Annotated in this window: 15 protein-coding genes; 5 read left to right on the forward strand and 10 right to left on the reverse strand. The window is 66.6% G+C overall.

Annotated elements, in window-relative coordinates; genetic code table 11:
- Positions 1–20 precede the first annotated feature (20 nt).
- The 4 genes from GM910_RS06695 to dksA form a co-directional block, all read right to left on the reverse strand.
- A complete protein-coding gene (locus tag GM910_RS06695; RefSeq protein ID WP_159586732.1) occupies positions 21–818 on the reverse strand; it encodes an ABC transporter ATP-binding protein in 798 nt (265 codons plus the stop codon).
- Positions 815–1,699, reverse strand: coding sequence for an ABC transporter permease (locus GM910_RS06700; protein WP_159586733.1), 885 nt, complete (start codon positions 1,697–1,699; stop codon positions 815–817). Before GM910_RS06700 ends, GM910_RS06695 begins: the two co-directional genes overlap by 4 nt.
- A 359-nt stretch (positions 1,700–2,058) precedes the next feature.
- Positions 2,059–3,012, reverse strand: a complete 954-nt coding sequence (locus GM910_RS06705; protein ID WP_159586734.1) for an ABC transporter substrate-binding protein — start codon at positions 3,010–3,012, stop codon at positions 2,059–2,061.
- 275 nt (positions 3,013–3,287) lie between these two features.
- A complete protein-coding gene (dksA, locus tag GM910_RS06710; RefSeq protein WP_159586735.1) occupies positions 3,288–3,704 on the reverse strand; it encodes an RNA polymerase-binding protein DksA in 417 nt (138 codons plus the stop codon).
- A gap of 227 nt (positions 3,705–3,931) precedes the next feature.
- On the opposite strand from dksA, the gene GM910_RS06715 reads away from it, so the two are divergent.
- From GM910_RS06715 to GM910_RS06725, 3 genes are all read left to right on the forward strand, one after another.
- Positions 3,932–5,404, forward strand: a complete 1,473-nt coding sequence (locus GM910_RS06715; RefSeq protein ID WP_159586736.1) for a YcjX family GTP-binding protein — start codon at positions 3,932–3,934, stop codon at positions 5,402–5,404.
- Complete coding sequence (locus GM910_RS06720) at positions 5,401–6,471, forward strand: YcjF family protein (protein WP_159586737.1); 1,071 nt, start codon at positions 5,401–5,403, stop codon at positions 6,469–6,471. Before GM910_RS06715 ends, GM910_RS06720 begins: the two co-directional genes overlap by 4 nt.
- Before the next feature lie 153 nt (positions 6,472–6,624).
- The gene (locus tag GM910_RS06725; protein WP_159586738.1) at positions 6,625–7,167 is read left to right on the forward strand and encodes a hypothetical protein; all 543 of its coding nucleotides are present in this window, start codon (positions 6,625–6,627) and stop codon (positions 7,165–7,167) included.
- A 92-nt stretch (positions 7,168–7,259) separates the two neighbouring features.
- Here GM910_RS06725 and folK read toward each other — a convergent pair whose 3' ends face one another.
- The 3 genes from folK to folP all read right to left on the reverse strand — a co-directional run bounded on the left by folK (position 7,260) and on the right by folP (position 9,085).
- Positions 7,260–7,775, reverse strand: a complete 516-nt coding sequence (folK, locus tag GM910_RS06730; protein WP_159586739.1) for a 2-amino-4-hydroxy-6-hydroxymethyldihydropteridine diphosphokinase — start codon at positions 7,773–7,775, stop codon at positions 7,260–7,262.
- Positions 7,759–8,118 carry a dihydroneopterin aldolase gene (folB, locus tag GM910_RS06735; RefSeq protein ID WP_159586740.1) on the reverse strand — a complete coding sequence of 120 codons (360 nt, stop codon included), beginning with the start codon at positions 8,116–8,118 and terminating at the stop codon, positions 7,759–7,761. Before folB ends, folK begins: the two co-directional genes overlap by 17 nt.
- A 130-nt stretch (positions 8,119–8,248) precedes the next feature.
- Complete coding sequence (gene folP, locus GM910_RS06740) at positions 8,249–9,085, reverse strand: dihydropteroate synthase (protein ID WP_425482658.1); 837 nt, start codon at positions 9,083–9,085, stop codon at positions 8,249–8,251.
- 186 nt (positions 9,086–9,271) lie between these two features.
- Here folP and GM910_RS06745 point away from each other — a divergent pair, with 186 nt between their 5' ends.
- The gene (locus GM910_RS06745) at positions 9,272–9,886 is read left to right on the forward strand and encodes a DUF922 domain-containing Zn-dependent protease (RefSeq protein WP_159586741.1); all 615 of its coding nucleotides are present in this window, start codon (positions 9,272–9,274) and stop codon (positions 9,884–9,886) included.
- Positions 9,887–10,106: 220 nt separating this feature from the next.
- Here GM910_RS06745 and GM910_RS06750 read toward each other — a convergent pair whose 3' ends face one another.
- The 3 genes from GM910_RS06750 to GM910_RS06760 all read right to left on the reverse strand — a co-directional run bounded on the left by GM910_RS06750 (position 10,107) and on the right by GM910_RS06760 (position 12,058).
- Positions 10,107–11,132: an NAD(P)/FAD-dependent oxidoreductase gene (locus GM910_RS06750; RefSeq protein WP_159586742.1), complete on the reverse strand. Its 1,026-nt coding sequence runs from the start codon at positions 11,130–11,132 to the stop codon at positions 10,107–10,109.
- Positions 11,133–11,186: 54 nt separating this feature from the next.
- On the reverse strand, positions 11,187–11,507 hold the full coding sequence (locus tag GM910_RS06755) for a 2Fe-2S iron-sulfur cluster-binding protein (RefSeq protein WP_159586743.1): 321 nt from the start codon (positions 11,505–11,507) through the stop codon (positions 11,187–11,189).
- Positions 11,508–11,731: 224 nt separating this feature from the next.
- Positions 11,732–12,058, reverse strand: a complete 327-nt coding sequence (locus tag GM910_RS06760; RefSeq protein WP_159586744.1) for an Hpt domain-containing protein — start codon at positions 12,056–12,058, stop codon at positions 11,732–11,734.
- Between the two features lie 286 nt (positions 12,059–12,344).
- Between GM910_RS06760 and GM910_RS06765 the strand changes: the two genes are divergently transcribed.
- A partial coding sequence (locus GM910_RS06765; RefSeq protein WP_159586745.1) for an apolipoprotein A-IV repeat region-like domain-containing protein occupies positions 12,345–16,632 on the forward strand: 4,288 nt, incomplete at its 3' end.

The raw sequence follows: 16,632 nt of genomic DNA on the forward strand, positions 1-16,632 counted from the left end.
GGCGTCCCGGCGCGGAGGCCCTACCCGATGCGCAGCGAATCGTCGTCGAGCTCCTCGCCGCCGCGCACGCGGCGGAACATGGCGACGAGGTCGTCCACGCCCATGTTCTTGCGGCGGTCGCCGGTGATATCGAGCACGATGCGGCCTTCGTGCAGCATGATCGTGCGCGAGCCGAGGTCGAGTGCCTGGCGCATGGAATGGGTGACCATCAGCGTCGTCAGCCCATGGGCGGCGACGAGGCGGCGGGTAAGGTCGATGACGAACTCGGCCATGCCCGGGTCGAGGGCGGCCGTATGTTCGTCGAGGAGCAGCACCTCGGCGCCGGCGAGCGTGGCCATGACGAGGGCGAGCGCTTGCCGCTGACCGCCCGACAGCAGGCCCATGCGGTCGCCCATGCGGTCTTCCAGGTCGAGGCCGAGCTCGGCCACCCGCTCGCGCAGGAGCGCCCGCCGGTCGGCGTGGAGAGCGGATCTGAGGCCGCGCCGGGCGCCGCGCATCGCCGCAAGCGCCAGGTTCTCCTCGATGGAAAGGTCGGCGCAGGAGCCGGCGAGCGGATCCTGGAAGACGCGAGCAACGCGGCGCGCCCGTTTGGCCGGGGCCTCCCGCGTGACGTCGCGGCCGCCGATCTTGATCGTGCCCTTCTGCGGCGGCGCATCGCCGGCGATTGCCGCCAGAAGCGTCGACTTGCCGGCGCCGTTGGAGCCGATGACGGTGGCGAACTCACCCTCTGTCAGCGCCAGGTCGATGCCGTTGACGGCTCGACGCTCGATCGGCGTGCCGGGGTTGAAGGTGACGTGGAGCGCCTCGACGGAGATCATTGGACGGCCCTCCTGCGGGCGCGCAGCTTCGGCAGGATCAGCGCCAGCGTGACGAGGACGGCGGTGACGAGGTTGAGGTCGGACGCCTTGAGGAACAGAAAATCCGCCGAAAGCGCCAATTGCACGGCGACGCGGTAGACGACCGAGCCGACGACGACGGACAGAAGCGCCACCAGCATGGCGCGGCTGCGGAACAGCGTCTCGCCGACGATGACCGCAGCAAGCCCCACAACGATGGTGCCGACGCCCGAGGTGACGTCGGCAAAGCCGGCGATCTGCGCGAACAGCGCGCCGCCCAACCCCGTCAGCGCGTTCGACAGGCCCATGCCGAAATAGATCTGGCGGCCGACATCGACGCCGTTGGCCCGCGCCATGCGCGGATTGGCGCCGGCCGCACGCGTCGCAAGGCCGAAATCGCTGCCGAGAAAGCGTGCCAGAAGCAGCACGGTCGCAAGCACCAGGACGGCCAGCACCGCCGGCCGCACCAGGTGGTCGGCAAGGCCAAGGTCGTAAAACGGCGTGATCACGGTCTCCCGGTTGAGCACGGCCATGTTGGGCCGGCCCATGATGCGCAGGTTGACCGAGAAGAGCGCGATCATGGTGAGGATCGAAGCGAGCAGGTTCAGGATGCCGAAGCGGACATTGAGGAAGGCCGTCACCAGCCCGCACAGGGAGCCGCCGATAGCGGCGAGCACACAGGCAAGCCATGGGTCCCAGCCGGCGGTGATCGCCACGGCAGCCACCGCCGCCCCCAGCGGAAAGGAACCGTCGACGGTGAGGTCCGGAAAGTCGAGCACGCGGAAGGCGAGATAGACCCCGAGGGCGACGAAGCCGTAGATCAGGCCAAGCTCGACGGCGCCCCAAAAAGCGATTGCAGACATTGGATCGAAGTGCTCCGCAGCGAATATCCAAACTTGCGCCTTCCGGTGGCCCGAACGGGCGGTCAGTGCAAGGAAAAAATGGGGGGTGCGGCTTTAGGGGCTGGTCGGCGCGCGGCCGCACGGCCCCCTCTGGCCCTGAGCTTGTCGAACGGGCCGGCCATCTCCCTCTCGAGGGGGGAGAGGCGCCGTCATCGGCGGCTTTCGCCTCAACCTGGCGGGTTCGCATGCCAGCACTTCTTCCCCCTTGAGTACCCTCGAGGGGGATATGGCCGGCCCGTTCGACAAGCTCAGGGCCAGAGGGGGTTCAAGCGGCCGCGCGCCGACTTCAGATTCGCGCGCCGATGTCAGCCTCGCCAGCCCTACTCGATAACCTTCGAGGCCCGCTGCACCATCTCATCGGGAAGCGTTACGCCCATCGCCTCCGCCGCCTTGCGGTTGACCACCAGGTCGGTGCCGGCGGCGAAGGTCACCGGAACGGCGCCCGGCTCCTCGCCCTTGAGTACGCGCACCACCACCTCGGCGGTCTGCTTGCCGAGCGCGTAGTAGTCGAAGCCGATGGAGGCCAGCGTGCCGCGTTCCACAGAGTCCGTGTCGCCGGAGATCAGCGGCAGGTCGTTCTGCTCGGCCACCGCCACCAGCGCCTCGAGCGCGGAGACCACGGTATTGTCGGTGGGCACGTACATGGCGTCCGCCTTGCCGACCAGGCTGCGCGCCGCCGCCTGCACGTCAGCCGACTTGTTGGCCGCCGCCTCGACCACCGAAAGCCCCTCTTCCTCCGCCGCGTTGCGGAAGTGCTCGAGCAAGGCCACCGAGTTCGCCTCGCCGGGATTGTAGACGAAGCCGATGCTTTCCACCGACGGCACCAGTTCCCTGATGAGCGCAACGTGCTCGGCGATCGGCGTCAGGTCGGACACGCCGGTGACGTTTCCGCCCGGCGCCTCGATAGATTCGACCAGGCCGGCGGCCAGCGGGTCGGTGACCGCCGAGAAGACCACCGGGATATCGCGGGTAGCCGCGGCGACCGCCTGGGCCGAGGGGGTGGAGATCGGCACGATCACGTCCGGCGCGTCGCCCACGAATTCGCGGGCGATCTGGGCGGCCGTGGCGGGATTTCCCTGCGCGGACTCGTAAGCGAATTCGAGGTTCTCGCCTTGGCGGTAACCGGCCTCCTCCAGCCCGTCGCGGACGCCGTCACGCACGGCGTCGAGCGCCGGGTGCTCGACGATGGCCGTCACCGACACTTTGACGGTCTGGGCTGAAGCTGCCGTCGCCAGGGCAAGGCTCGCCGCGGCGATAAGAAGAAGTTTTCGCATGGGTATCTCCCTAGTCGATGTTGCCTGATGTTCTTTTTGGGCGGACTGGTTGTCGGCCACGATCCGCAGCTACCGCACCGGTGCAGCCCCGAAAACCGCCAACTGCAATGCAGCGGCCAACTCTTGGCGACTTGCCCGGAGATGTCAATCTGGACAGGATTGAGGCTGGAGTGAATTCAGGCTGGTGCGGATTTGGGCTGGTTCGGCTTTGAGGAGAGACGCGATGCGGGTCGGCCAGGTGGAACGTCTTCGCGCCGCAGGGCTGCGCGGCCCGCTCAGTCGTCGCGGTAAACCTTCTCCCGCCGCTCGTGGCGCTCCTGCGCCTCGATGGAGAGCGTGGCGATGGGGCGGGCGTCGAGGCGCTTCAGCGAGATCGGCTCGCCCGTCTCCTCGCAATAGCCGTAGGTGCCTTCGTCGAGGCGCTGCAACGCGGCATCGATCTTGGCGATCAGCTTGCGTTGGCGGTCGCGCGCCCTCAGTTCGATGGCCCGGTCGGTCTCCGAGGAGGCACGGTCGGCAAGGTCGGGATGGTTGGCGTTCTCCTGTTGGAGCGCGTCCAGCGTCTCGCGCGCCTCCCGCAGGATATCGCTCTTCCAGTTGATCAGCTTACCGCGGAAATAGGCGCGCTGGCGCTCGTTCATGAAGGGTTCGTCCTCGGAGGGGACATATTTGGCATCGACGGTATCGCTCATCGCTCACCCCACTGCTTACCAGCGGCGCCTATATATTCGGGCGCGACGGCGGCGACAAGCGTAAACCGGGCTGCAATAACACAATTGTCAGAATCGCCGACATTTTTTGGTGATAGCGGTCGTCGCTCGGCGGTGTGCGGTTTTCGTTCCGCGGGCGGCCGGTGCGTCAGCCATTTCATCGCCGCGCCCCATCGCCTATATCCGGAAGGCCTTGAACGAATCGGGGGATGCCCTTGCCATCGCTGACCAGTCTGGCCGACGAGGCCCGCATTGCCCTCGATACCGTCGCGGACCGCGCCACCGGCCTCTGGTCGCCGTCGGTCAGGCTCGGCGTTACCGGCCTTTCGCGTGCCGGCAAAACCGTCTTTATCTCCGCGCTCGTCCACAATCTCGTCCATGGCGGCCGCCTGCCGCTGTTCGAGGCACAAGCCTCGGGGCGGATCGCCAAGGCCTATCTCGAGCACCAGCCCGACGATGCCGTGCCGCGCTTCCAGTACGAGGACCACATCGCCGATCTTGTGGACAAGCGCATCTGGCCGGCATCCACCCGCGCCATTTCGGAACTCAGGCTCACCGTCGAATACGAATCGGCATCGGCCTTTGGGCGCATGTTCTCGCGCGGGCGGTTATCGCTCGACATCGTCGACTACCCCGGCGAATGGCTGCTCGACCTGCCGCTCATCGGCAAGAGCTTCGAGACCTTCAGCCGCGAAGCCATGGAGTTGGCCGAGCTTCCGGTGCGCGAGGAGGTCTCCAGGCCTTGGCGCCAGCTTGCCGCCAGCGTCGATCCCGATGCTGCCGCCGACGAGATGCTGGCGCGGCGCCTGTTCGACAGCTTCTCGGCCTATCTCGCCGCCTGCAAGGAGGATGCCCGCGCCCTCTCCACCCTGCCGCCCGGCCGCTTCCTGATGCCGGGCGATCTCGAGGGTTCGCCGGCGCTCACCTTCGCGCCGCTCGCCAATCTCAGCGAAGGCCGGGCGCGCCCCGGCTCCATGCGGGCGATGATGGAGCGGCGCTACGAGGCCTACAAGACCCACGTCATAAAGCCCTTCTTCCGCGAGCATATCGCCCGGCTCGACCGGCAGATCGTGCTGGTCGACGCCATGCAGGCCATCAATGCCGGCGCCCCGGCGGTGGCCGATCTGGAACGCGCGCTGACGGAGATCCTCGCCTGCTTCCGCCCTGGCCGCGGCAGTCTCCTGACCGGCCTCGTCTCCCGCCGCATCGACCGCATCCTGATCGCCGCCACCAAGGCCGACCACATCCACCACGAAAGCCACGACCGGCTGCAGGCCATCGTGCGGCGGCTTGCCGACCGCGCCATCGCGCGGGCCGACTTTTCCGGTGCCGCCGTCGAGGTGGTGGCGATGGCCGCCGTGCGCGCCACCCGCGAGGGCACGGCGACACGCGGACGCGAGACGCTTCCCGTCATCATCGGCAGCCCGCTCGCCGGCGAGACCATCGGCGAGGATACCTTCGACGGCGAGACGGAGACGGCGATCTTCCCCGGCGACCTGCCGGAAAGTCCCGCCGCCTTCTTCCGCAAGGACGTCGCTCCCACGTCCGGCGATCCGGCGATCCGTTTCGTGCGCTTCCGCCCACCGAAGCTGGAGCGCACCGCCGAAGGGGTGACGCTTTCCCTTCCGCACATCCGCCTCGACCGCGCCCTTCAGTTCCTTCTGGGAGACCAGCTCGCATGAGCCGCCGCCCCGCCGCCTTCCGCCTCGAACCGTCCGAGACGCCGAAAAAGCCTGAGCCTCGGGAGAGCGGGCGTGGGCCGCGCGCGATGAAGGTGGACGAAGCGGTCACCGTCACGCCGGCGGAGATCGACATCTTCGAGGCGCTGGAGCCGGCCGCCGCCCCGCCGCCGCCGGCCACGGGCACAAGGCGGGGCTCGCGGCTCGGCAAGATCTTCTTCGCCGCCTTCGGCCTCCTCGTATCGCTGGCAGTAGGTCTGTGGACAGACCGGCTCATCCGCGACCTCTTTTCGCGCGCCGACTGGCTCGGCTGGCTGGCCGTGGCGCTTGCCGCAATCGCCGCGCTCGCCCTTGTCGCCATCCTTATCCGCGAGTTCATCGCCCTTGCCCGCCTCGCCTCCGTGGACAGGATGCGCCGCCGTGCCGAGAAAGCGTATGAAGGCGACGACGCACGCGCTGCCCGCGCGGTGGTGTCCGACCTCACCGCGCTTCTGGCCGGCCACCCGGAGACGGCGGCGGGACGGCAGGCGCTCAAAGGCCTGGAAGGCGACATCATCGATGGGCGCGATCTCCTGCACATCGCCGAGAAGGAGCTGCTCGCTCCCCTCGATGCCCGCGCCCAAAAGCTGGTGCTGGACGCCGCCAAGCGTGTCTCCGTGGTGACGGCCGTCAGCCCGCGGGCTCTGCTCGATGTCGGATACGTGCTCTTCGAGGCCGGGCGTCTTCTCCGACGCCTGTCGGAGCTCTACTGCGGCCGGCCGGGTTTCCTGGGCTTCCTGCGGCTGTCGCGCAGCGTCGTCGCCCATCTTGCCGTTACCGGCTCAATGGCCGTGGGCGAGACGTTCGTGCAGCAGATCGTCGGCCATGGCATCGCCGCGCGGCTGTCGGCGAAGCTCGGCGAAGGCGTTGTCAACGGCATGCTGACGGCGCGGGTAGGCATCGCGGCGATGTCGGCCATCCGCCCCCTCGCCTTCCACGCGGTCCAGCGCCCCGGCATGGGAGATTTCCTGAAGGCCGTGACGCAATTCGCCTCAAAGGCGCAGGGAACACCTGCGGACAAGCCTAAATGACCGCGTAATAAGACTTGTCTAACCTGGCCGCCTCCTCCACTCTCGGCAAACTGTCATCGGTCGGCAAGAAGAGCGGCCGGCGGTGACAAAGCGTTAACCAAAACTCTTCATGCTTGCCGTGCCTGTTCTCGCCAGCTGTCCATCCAGGTGCCCATGTCTTCGACCTTGCGCAATTTCGCCCTTCTGCCTCTTGCCGCGACGCTTGCCACCGGCGTTGCCTTTTCCGCCCATGCCTTCGAACGCGACAAGCGGTTTTTCGAGCAGGTGGAGGGCAACTGGTCCGGCCCCGGCGAGATCGTCGCCGGCAAGTACAAGGGCACCAAGTTCATCTGCAACTTCGCCGGCACGACGCCGGGCGGAAAGATCGGCATGGCGCTCGACGGGGGCTGCCGGGTCGGTGTCTTCAACCAGGAAATGTCGGCCAAGGTGGAGCGCTTGGCCTCCGGCTACCGCGGCACATTCCTCGACGGGGCGGCCGGCAAGGGGCTCGACGTCGTGAGCGGCACGGTGAAGGACGGCCACGCCGTCTTCGCCATTCACCGCAACGAGTTGACCGGCGCCATGCGCGCCCAGATATCCGACAAGGATACGATGAACGTCACCATCTCCGTCCATGTCGAGGAGGAGCTGGTGCCTGTCATCGGCATAACGCTCAAGCGCCTCGATACGAGGACGGTGGGGGCGGTGGCCAACTGAGCAATTCCAGGAAAGTGGAAACCGGATTTCCGTCCGGAATTGCGACAAAACAACGAGTTGGACAAGTTCATTCAATGAAACGATGAACTGGTCTAAGTCTTCCACCAGCTACCATCGGCGCTGACCTGCTCGATACCGGAGATATCCAACCGGTCGAGGTGTTCGGCGACCCGCCGCCCCTCCACCACCAGGTCGGGCGCAATCTCCGCCAACGGCAAGAGCACGAAGGCGCGCTCCAGCATGCGCGGGTGCGGGACCACCAGCCCGCCCTCCGACACCCGCTGCCGCCCGTACACCAGGATGTCGATGTCGATCAGGCGCGGGCCCCAGCGCTCGCGGCGCTCGCGTTTCAGGGCGCGCTCGGTATCGAGGCACAGTTCGAGGAGCCGGCGGGGCGGCAGGCCGGTACGGATCTCGGCGACGGCGTTCAGGAAATCCGGCTGGTCCTCGATGCCCCAGGGGGGCGTGCGGTAGAGCGCGGAGACCTTTTCAACATGCACGTCGGCATCGGCATTCAGCGCGCGAAGCGCTGCCGCCATCGCCTTTGCGGGCTCGCCGATATTGCCGCCGAGACCGAGGAAGGCGCGGGTTTCATTGCGGCCAGTCAATCGTCACCTCGACATGATCGAGCACGCCGGGAACCGGCGCGTTCGGCTTTCTAATGGTGATGGAGGCGCGCTCGATCTGCGGAAAGCGCTTGCAAAGCGCCTTGCCGACCTCCAGCGCCAGCGCCTCGATCAGAAAGCGCCGCTTGCCGGTAACGATCTTCTCGATAACGGAGAAGGCGACGCCGTAATCGACCGTCTCCTCGATGGAATCTTCTTCCAGCGCCCGGCCGGGCTCCACGGCAAGCTCGGCATCGACGTAGAAGCGCTGGCCGAGCGTCTCCTCCTCGTCATGCACGCCGTGGCGCGCGAAGAAGGCGCAGTTCTTCATCCGGATGATGTACATGGGCGCGATCCTGCTATTTTCCGGCCGCTCGTGGTCTGACCCAAACAGATGGCCCCATCTGTTTGGAAAAGTCAGCCCACAAGCTATTGATCTGGTGGGGCGATGTGTCCTGACAGATGGGTACCATCTGTCAGGATCGCGCCATTAGCATAGCATCGGCCATGCGAAGCGCATCCCTGTTCTCGGCGACGTCGTGCACACGGAAGATGGCCGCGCCCTTGAGGCGCAGAAGCGCACTGGTCGCCGCCGTGCCGACCGCCCGTTCCTCGACGTCGCGGCCGGTGAAATGGCCGATGAAGCGCTTGCGCGACGTTCCGACGGCGAAAGGAAAGCCCAGGCCCGCCAGTTCGCCGAAGCGCGCCATGATCTCGGCATTCTCTTGCGGATCCTTGGCGAAGCCGAAGCCAGGATCAAGGACGATCTGCCCGTCCGCCACGCCGGCCTTGCGGGCGATCTCGACGGAGCGGCTCAGGAAAGCGAACTGGTCGGCGATCACGTCGGGCAGCTTCTCCCGCTCCCGTCCCGTGTGCATCAGCATAAGCCCTGCCCCGGTCTTCGCCGCGACCTCGGCGATGGCGCTCTCCTTGTAGAGGCCCCACACGTCGTTGACGATGTGCGCGCCCGCATCGATGGCGAGCGCCGCCGTCTCGGCACGGTAGGTGTCGATGGACAGGACGGTGTCCTTCCCCTTGGCCAGCGCCTCGACGACCGGCAGCACGCGGTCCTGCTCCTCGGCGGCGCCGATGGGTGCGGCGCCGGGCCGGGTCGATTCCCCGCCGATATCGATGATCGCCGCCCCCTCGGCCAGCATGGCTTGCGCCCGCGCCACCGCGCTTTCGGCGGCCGTATAGCGGCCGCCGTCGGAGAAACTGTCGGGCGTGACGTTGAGCACGCCCATGATGCGCGCCTGCGCCCCCAATTCGAGGGTGCGCCCATGAGCGATTTTCCAGTGCCGCGTCTCGATCATCCCTTCAGGTCCCGTCCGCCTGTCCGCACCGTCTTGTGGGATGCCTGCGGGACAAAATCAATCGGCATTCGCGCGGCCGAACTTTTGTGCGTGCGAACGGACGCACGGCGTTCTAGAGACGAGCCGCCTGCAGCTTTTCGTTGCACCGGCCCCGCCATTGCCGCAATGTGTCGCCCGGAGGGCTTCATGCAACGCGTACTCCTCACCGTGTTCCTGCTGGCCGCGACCGTGCCGCCGCTCGGCGCCGCGACGCTTTCGAAAACCTACAGCTATTTTCCCATTGGCGGCCTGACATTGCCGGAGATCGAGCGGCAGCTGCAGACACAGGGGCCGATGTTGGATAGCACCGGGCAAAGGCATCCCGGCGCCACGAATATGAAGTTCACCACGCGCGTCGACTATGCCGAAACCGGCAGATACTGCCGCATCGCCGACGCGCGCGTTTCGGTGAAAGCCAGCGTCATCCTGCCGAAATGGCGCCAACGCCGCCGCGCGGAAAATGAAGTACGGCTGATCTGGGATACGCTTGCCCGCGACATCAAGCGCCACGAGGAAAGCCATCTCAGCATCGCCAAGAATCATGCGCGGCTTCTGGAGGACACTCTGAAGGGCCTGTCGCGGCAGAGGAGTTGCGACGTGCTTGCCAAAAAGGTGGAAGAGGCGACGGCAGGCGTCCTGGCCGACCACGATGCCGCCCAGCAGCGTTTCGACTATATCGAAAGCATCAATTTCGAAAGCCGCCTCCTGCGCCTCCTGCGCTATCGGCTGGAGCAGATCGAGGCCGGCCGGCTGGCGCAATAATGCGCCGCGCTAGCGCAAGATGCGCTTAGGCTGAGTCAACCCACCGCCGTCATCCCGGCCGAACGGAGTGAGGGCCGGGATCCATTCCGTGACATCGACGTTCCGGCCCGCTTCGCCGGAGCTTCAGCGAGGCGAGAATGGGTCCCGGACAGCCTCCGCTTCGCTCCGGCTTCCGGGATGACGCCGCCAGCGTGATCCAACTTCAATGCATCCCGCACTATCACGCCACACCCAGCTTCTTCTGCAGGCTGGTCGAAGAGGTGGTGTACTGGAAGACGACCTTCTCGTTCGGGTGCACGATGCGTTTGGCCGCTTGCGCCATCAGGGCGGCTTCGTGGAAGCCGGAGAGGATGAGCTTCAGCTTGCCCGGATAGTGGTTGATGTCGCCGATGGCGAAGATGCCGGGCTCGGATGTCTCGAACTTCTCCGTGTCGACGGGAATGAGGTTCTCATTTAAATTGATGCCCCACTCGGCGACGGGTCCGAGCTTCATCGTCAGGCCGAAGAAGGGCAAGAGCCGCGTGCAGGCGATCTCCACCTCGTCCTCTGGCCCCTTCACCGTCGCGCTTTTCAGCATGCCGTTCTCGCCGGTGAGCGCCCTCACCTGGCCGACCTGGAAATCGATCTTTCCGGCCTCCTTCAGCGCCAGCATCTTGTTGACGCTGTCGGGCGCGGCGCGGAACTCCGGGCGGCGGTGGACCAGTGTCAGCCGCCGCGCCACCGGCTGCAGGTTGAGCGTCCAGTCGAGCGCCGAATCGCCGCCGCCGACGATCAGAAGGTCTTCGCCACGGAACTCCTCCATGCGCCGCACGGCATAGAAGACGCTTTTTCCCTCATAGGCCTCAATGCCGGGAATGGGGGGCCTTTTGGGCTGGAAAGAGCCACCTCCGGCGGCGATCACCACCACCTTGGCTTCGAACGCCTCCCCCTCGTCTGTCGTCACGCGGAAGCCGCCGTCCGGCAGGCGCTCAAGGCCTGCGACGATGCGGCTGAAGGTGAATTGCGGATCGAACGGCCGGATCTGCTCCATCAGCCGGTCGACCAGTTCCTGCCCCGAGACCACCGGTAGGGCCGGGATGTCGTAGATGGGCTTTTCGGGGTAAAGCTCGGCGCATTGCCCGCCCGGGCGGTCGAGGATGTCGATCAGATGGCATTTGAGGTCGAGAAGGCCGAGTTCGAAGACGGCGAACAGGCCGACAGGGCCGGCCCCGACAATCAGCACATCTGTCTTGGTCACCTTGGTCATGCCCACCTGTCCTCTGAAAAGATATATGACAACTCATATAGGATATGAGAACGGCTACGCTTGGCGCTCCGGCACCCGCACCACCAGCCCGTCCAGTTCCTCGCGCACCCTGATCTGGCAGGAGAGGCGCGAGTTGGGCTGCACCTCGTAGGCGAAGTCGAGCATATCCTCTTCCATCGCCTCCGGCTGGCCGACGACGTCCGTCCATTCCTCGTCCACATAAACGTGACAGGTGGCGCAGGCGCAGGCGCCGCCGCATTCGGCTTCGATGCCGGGAACGCCGTTGCGGATGGCATTTTCCATCACCGTGGAGCCGTTCTCGGCCTCCACCTCGAAGGTGGCGCCGTCGAAGGCGATGAATGTCAGCTTGGTCATTCGGCGATCCTGAAGGGGTTGTGCTGCATGGACGGCACGGGGAACGATTGCTCACGCCGAGATAATCGCTGCGCGCGGCGTGTCAACCGAGCGAAACGGCGCAGGGGTGCATGCTAGTGGGGCGATCCTCACAGATGGTACCCATCTGTCAGGGCAAATCGCCCAACAGATAAATGGCTTGTGGGCTGACTTTTCCAAACGTACCATCCGTTTGGGTCAGACCACTACGTCAGCAATTCGGCAGCGAAAGCCTGCATTTCCTCGATCAGGAACGCCAGGCGATCTGCCAGCGCCGCCGAGTGCGGCGCCGCCTCCAGTGCCGCCGCGCAGTCGGCCAGCGCGAAAGCGCCGACGGCGCGCGCCGAACCGACGAGGCAGTGCGCCAGGCGGTGGCGCGTCTCGGCATCGGCGCTCGCCAGTTCCCCACGCACGGAGACAGCCTGGGCGAGGAACAGTTGGAGCACCTCGCGCTGCAGCCCGGCATCGCCCTGGGTCTGGCGGGCCAGATGCGTCCGGTCGATCGGCGCTGGATGCCGCTGTCGGTCAAGCATGCCGTTCCCCCTCCTGGACTGCCCGGCGGGCGGCCCGCTCCCACTATCGAACGCCGGCACGAAGCTAGATGGCCACGCGTGCACAAGGTGTTAATGACAGTGGCAGAATGCTTACAATCCCACCAGCCTAGCGTTAACCTTATATTTAAACTTGTAGGCATCTGCCCTAAAACGTGTTTCCATCACAATTCCGTGCCACTACGATACGGTTGGCGCGATGTGGGGCGCATGCGGGTTACGAGGATCCGGGTTCGGAACGACCCAAAAGAGTACAGGGTGACGGCGTATGGCGCGGAATACGACAAAGAAGAAAGCGGAGCAGGACAGTTTCGCAAGGGAGCTTGAGGAAGCCCTCGAGCTGGAGACGGATCAGTTCGAAGCCGCTGCCGGTGATTTTGACCTTGGCGACTTGGACATTGCGGCCTCCATGGAGGACCTGGAGGCGCAGATCTCTCTGGCGGCGGAAGAGCTCGCCCGTGAAGGACGCGAGGACGATATCGACAATGATGTCGAAGTGGAGAACGCTGCCGATCCCATCCCCTCGGAGGGCGAGCCTGCCATGGCGGCCGACGAGGCCGAAGAGGCTGCCGCCGCCCAGGCGGAAAATGCTCACCCCACCGATCGCCCCAACGAGCGGCTGCGCCCGGCGGGGCCCGCCCCTTCTTCGGGTCCGGTGACGTTCGTGCCGGCCAACGACGACCAGCAGCGCGAGCCCGCCCGGATCGCGCACAGGCCCGACCTGCCGGCCCCGCGTACGGTCTATTGGCTTGTCGCCGCCCTGTCGGTCGCCTGGATCGCCGGCGCCGCCGTTTTCGGCAACGTCCTCTACGGCTCGACGCTTTGGCAGATCCGTTCGCTCGAAGGCCTCTTCACCTCGCCGCAGGCGATCGGCCTCGCCATCGGTGCGCTCGTGCCGGTGCTCCTGTTCTGGGGTTTCGCGGTGATGGTCCGCCGCGCCCAGGAGATGCGGGCTGCCGCCCAGCAGATGGCGGATGCCGCCGCGCGCCTGCTTGAGCCGGAGAACCTCGCCCAGGACCGCGTCATGATGGTGGGTCAGGCCGTGCGCCGTGAGGTGCAGGCCATGGGCGACGGCATCGAACGCACCCTGGCGCGCGCCGTCGAGCTGGAAACCCTGGTGCACACGGAAGTGAACGAATTAGAGCGCGCCTATTCGGAGAACGAAACGCGCATTCGCCTGCTTGTCGACAGCCTGGGCAGCGAGCGCGAAGGCATTGTCAGCCACGCCGAGCGCGTGCGCGCTTCGATCACCGGCGCCCACGAAATCCTCAAGGAGGAGCTGGACTCGGCCGGCAAGCAGATTCGCCTCAGCGTCGATGGCGCCTCGCAGCGGCTGACGGATTCGCTTGGTCAGGCGGGCGACGGTCTGGTCGAGCGTATCAACTCGACGGGCGAATCCATCTACCTGGCGATGGACGAGCGCGCCGATACGCTGTCGCGGCACATCAGCACCTCGGGCGACAATCTTGCCAGCCTGCTCGACAAGCGGATCGAGGCGCTCGGCACCTCGGCGGAGGGCTTCATCCAGCGCATGGATGCTTCGAGCGGCGCAATCAGCCACACACTCGACCAGCGCTCCGAAGACCTGGCGCAACGCATCGCCGCCGCGGGCGAAAATCTTTCCGGCCTGCTCGACACGCGGATCGAGGCGCTCAGCACGTCCGCGGAGGGCTTCATCCAGCGCATGGATGCTTCGAGCACAACGGTCAGCCATGCGCTCGACCAGCGTTCCGAAGAGCTGTCGCATCGCATCGCCGCGGCGGGCGACAACCTTGCCAGTCTGCTCGACACGCGCAGCGGCGCGCTGGACACGATGTTCAATGACCGCCTGTCCGGCCTGGTCGCGGCGCTTGGTGAGGCATCCGAGAAGGTCAACACGGAGTTCGATACGCGGCTGAGCCAGCTCGACGGCACCCTGTCGGAGCGTGGCCGCGCGCTTATCAGAGATTTCTCCACACGTGCGGAGGCGCTCGATACGGGCATGCAGAGGCTCGACGCGGCGCTGGAGGCGCGCGCTCGCGCCATCAACGAACAGCTCGTCGAGCGCACGCGCGAGATCGCCGATACCTTCGCCCACGGGCGCGAAGACGTCTCCTCGGCCATCGAGGCGGGCAAGTCCGCCATCGACAACGACCTGTCCGGTCTCGTCGCCTCCACCTCCATCATGCTGGAAAACAAGGGCGAGGAGTTCGCCCGGCTGGTGGAGGAAGGCCAGTCGCGGCTCAACGCACGGCTGGATGACAGCTTTGGCCGGTTCGATGCCGTGAAGACGCGCATGGACGAGACCGTCGATCGCCAGATCGAGGCCTTCGCCCAGAGCGAAAACCGGCTGAAGGAGCTGCTCGAGGCCGATCTCAGGAAGCTCGAGGAGACCCACGGCAGCTTTGCCGCCGCGCTCGAGGCCGACATCGCCAAGATCGGCGAGCGCCGCGAGGAGCTGACGGCCGCCATCCGTGCCGACATCGACAACGTCAATGCCGCCTTCACTTCGCAGGTGGGCGTCATCGACGAACGCACCAGCACCATGCAAAGGGCGCTGGCCGTCGGCGTCGACAATGTCCGCCAGACGCTGGAGAACAGCGCCGTCGTGCTGGCCGGTGCCCTGCGCGAGAAGGTGATGGAGGCCACCTCGACGCTCGGCAGCGAGTCCGCCAAGGTGCTGGACGACGTCGACCAGCGCATCGCCGGTATCGACAGCCGCATCGCTGCCCGTACGCAGGAAACGGCCGAGACGCTGACAAACCGCGCCGAGGCACTGGTGCAGACCTTCGAGGAGGCCGACCACCGCATCGCCGCCCGCACGCAGGAGACCGCCGAGACGCTGGCAAACCGCGCGAACGCGCTGGTGCAGACCTTCGAGGAGGCCGACCACCGCATCATCGTCCGCACGCAGGAAACGGCCGAGACGCTGGCAAACCGCGCGAACGCGCTGGTGCAGACCTTCGAGGAGACCGACCACCGCATCGCCGCCCGCACGCAGGAAACGGCCGAGGCGCTGGCAAACCGCGCGAACGCGCTGGTGCAGACCTTCGAGGAGGCCGATCACCGCATCATCGCCCGCACGCACCAGACGTCCGCCGAGCTCGATGCACGCGCCACGGCAATCACCGAGCGCCTGGGCGAGATCGAGAACCGGCTGAAGTCGACCGCCGGCTCGGCAGCCTCCGCTGTCGCCAGCGGCATGCTGGAGGTCGAAAAGCGGCTCGGCGACAGCGTCGGTCGTACGCGGGCCGTGCTTCAGGAAGGCGTCGGCGACGCCGAGGAGCGCCTGAAGCAGGGCGCAGAGCAGGCGGCCAGCCACGTGAGCCAGCAACTGGCGCGCACCCAGGCCGACCTGGTGTCGACCGCCGACACGATCGGCCAGACCTTCGCCCAGGTCAACGAGCACATCTCCAGGCGCACCGGCGAGGCGGCGCGTACGCTGGAAGAGCGCACGCGCGAGTTCAACGCCATGCTGGCCGGGCGCAGCGCCGAGATCGGCCGCATCCTCGACGAGACGGCGCGCCCGCTCGTGGAGCGCTTCGAGGCCAGCGGCGGCGAGCTGCAGCAGGGCATCGAGGCCATTACCAACCGCACCACCGAGCGGCTGCAGCAGGAGAATGCTGCCCTCGTGAACGCCCTGGCCAGCCGCACCGCCGAGGCGCTCGACGCCGTCGAGCGCGCCCGCAACGGCCTCGCCGGCAATGTCGACGAGCTCCTGCAACAGCTGAACGTTTCCGGCGAGCGGCTGGGCCAACTCGTCGATGCCGCGGCGCAGAACCTTTCGCAGGTGGACGAGAAGCTCACCAGCACGACGCGCGAGTTTGCCGCGAACACCGGCAAGGCGGCGGAGACGTTCGCCAACTCGGCAAGCCTCATCAACGCCAATTCCGGCCGGCTCACGGACTTCTCGGAGCGGACGCTGCGAGAGATCTCGACCATCGCCAGCCGCTTCGAGGACCATAGCCGCATGCTGGAAAGCGCCTCGAACCTCCTGGAGAAGGCGCAGTCCGGCCTCAGCTCGTCCCTGGAGGATCGCCAGAGCGCGCTTGAGGCGCTGGCGAACGGCCTTGTCGACAAGTCGCAGCAGATCGAGACCGCCATGAAGTCCTTCGAGGGGCTTCTCGACGGCATGTTCGACACGGCGGAGGGGCGCACGCGCCAGTCCGCCGAGGCGATCCGCGAAGCGATCAACCAGGTCTTGGAAGGCGCCGCCCAGCGCTTTACCGGGGCGACGGAAGATATCCGCCGCACGGCCGCCGAAATCCGCGCCGAGCTGGAAGAGACGCGCGCCGACATGAAGCGTGGCATCGTCGAACTGCCGGAGGAAGCCAGGCAGTCGACCTCGGCCATGCGCGTGGCCATTACGGAACAGGTCAACGCGTTGAAGGAACTGTCGGATATCGTTGCGAAATCCGGCCGCCTGCACGACATCGGCACGAGCGCCGGGGCCACGCCTCAGCCGCCTCGTCCGGCCCCGGTGCCGCCCGCGCAGAACGGCGCGCCGGCCTCAGGCGGCTCGCGTGTTCTGGAGAGGCCGCGCGCCGAGCCGGCGGCCCGTCCCCCCGCCGCCGCAG

It is taken from the genome of Chelativorans xinjiangensis (genome assembly GCF_009812055.1).
In the GTDB taxonomy this organism is placed as follows: Bacteria; Pseudomonadota; Alphaproteobacteria; order Rhizobiales; family Rhizobiaceae; genus Chelativorans; species Chelativorans xinjiangense.

Bases quoted from the DNA above. Each gene is read 5' to 3' on its own strand.
- GM910_RS06695 (WP_159586732.1), bottom strand. From the start codon at position 818: ATGATCTCCGTCGAGGCGCTCCACGTCACCTTCAACCCCGGCACGCCG.
- GM910_RS06700 (WP_159586733.1), bottom strand. From the start codon at position 1,699: ATGTCTGCAATCGCTTTTTGGGGCGCCGTCGAGCTTGGCCTGATCTAC.
- GM910_RS06705 (WP_159586734.1), bottom strand. From the start codon at position 3,012: ATGCGAAAACTTCTTCTTATCGCCGCGGCGAGCCTTGCCCTGGCGACG.
- dksA (WP_159586735.1), bottom strand. From the start codon at position 3,704: ATGAGCGATACCGTCGATGCCAAATATGTCCCCTCCGAGGACGAACCC.
- GM910_RS06715 (WP_159586736.1), top strand. From the start codon at position 3,932: ATGCCCTTGCCATCGCTGACCAGTCTGGCCGACGAGGCCCGCATTGCC.
- GM910_RS06720 (WP_159586737.1), top strand. From the start codon at position 5,401: ATGAGCCGCCGCCCCGCCGCCTTCCGCCTCGAACCGTCCGAGACGCCG.
- GM910_RS06725 (WP_159586738.1), top strand. From the start codon at position 6,625: ATGTCTTCGACCTTGCGCAATTTCGCCCTTCTGCCTCTTGCCGCGACG.
- folB (WP_159586740.1), bottom strand. From the start codon at position 8,118: ATGTACATCATCCGGATGAAGAACTGCGCCTTCTTCGCGCGCCACGGC.
- folP (WP_425482658.1), bottom strand. From the start codon at position 9,085: ATGATCGAGACGCGGCACTGGAAAATCGCTCATGGGCGCACCCTCGAA.
- GM910_RS06745 (WP_159586741.1), top strand. From the start codon at position 9,272: ATGCAACGCGTACTCCTCACCGTGTTCCTGCTGGCCGCGACCGTGCCG.
- GM910_RS06750 (WP_159586742.1), bottom strand. From the start codon at position 11,132: ATGACCAAGGTGACCAAGACAGATGTGCTGATTGTCGGGGCCGGCCCT.
- GM910_RS06755 (WP_159586743.1), bottom strand. From the start codon at position 11,507: ATGACCAAGCTGACATTCATCGCCTTCGACGGCGCCACCTTCGAGGTG.
- GM910_RS06760 (WP_159586744.1), bottom strand. From the start codon at position 12,058: ATGCTTGACCGACAGCGGCATCCAGCGCCGATCGACCGGACGCATCTG.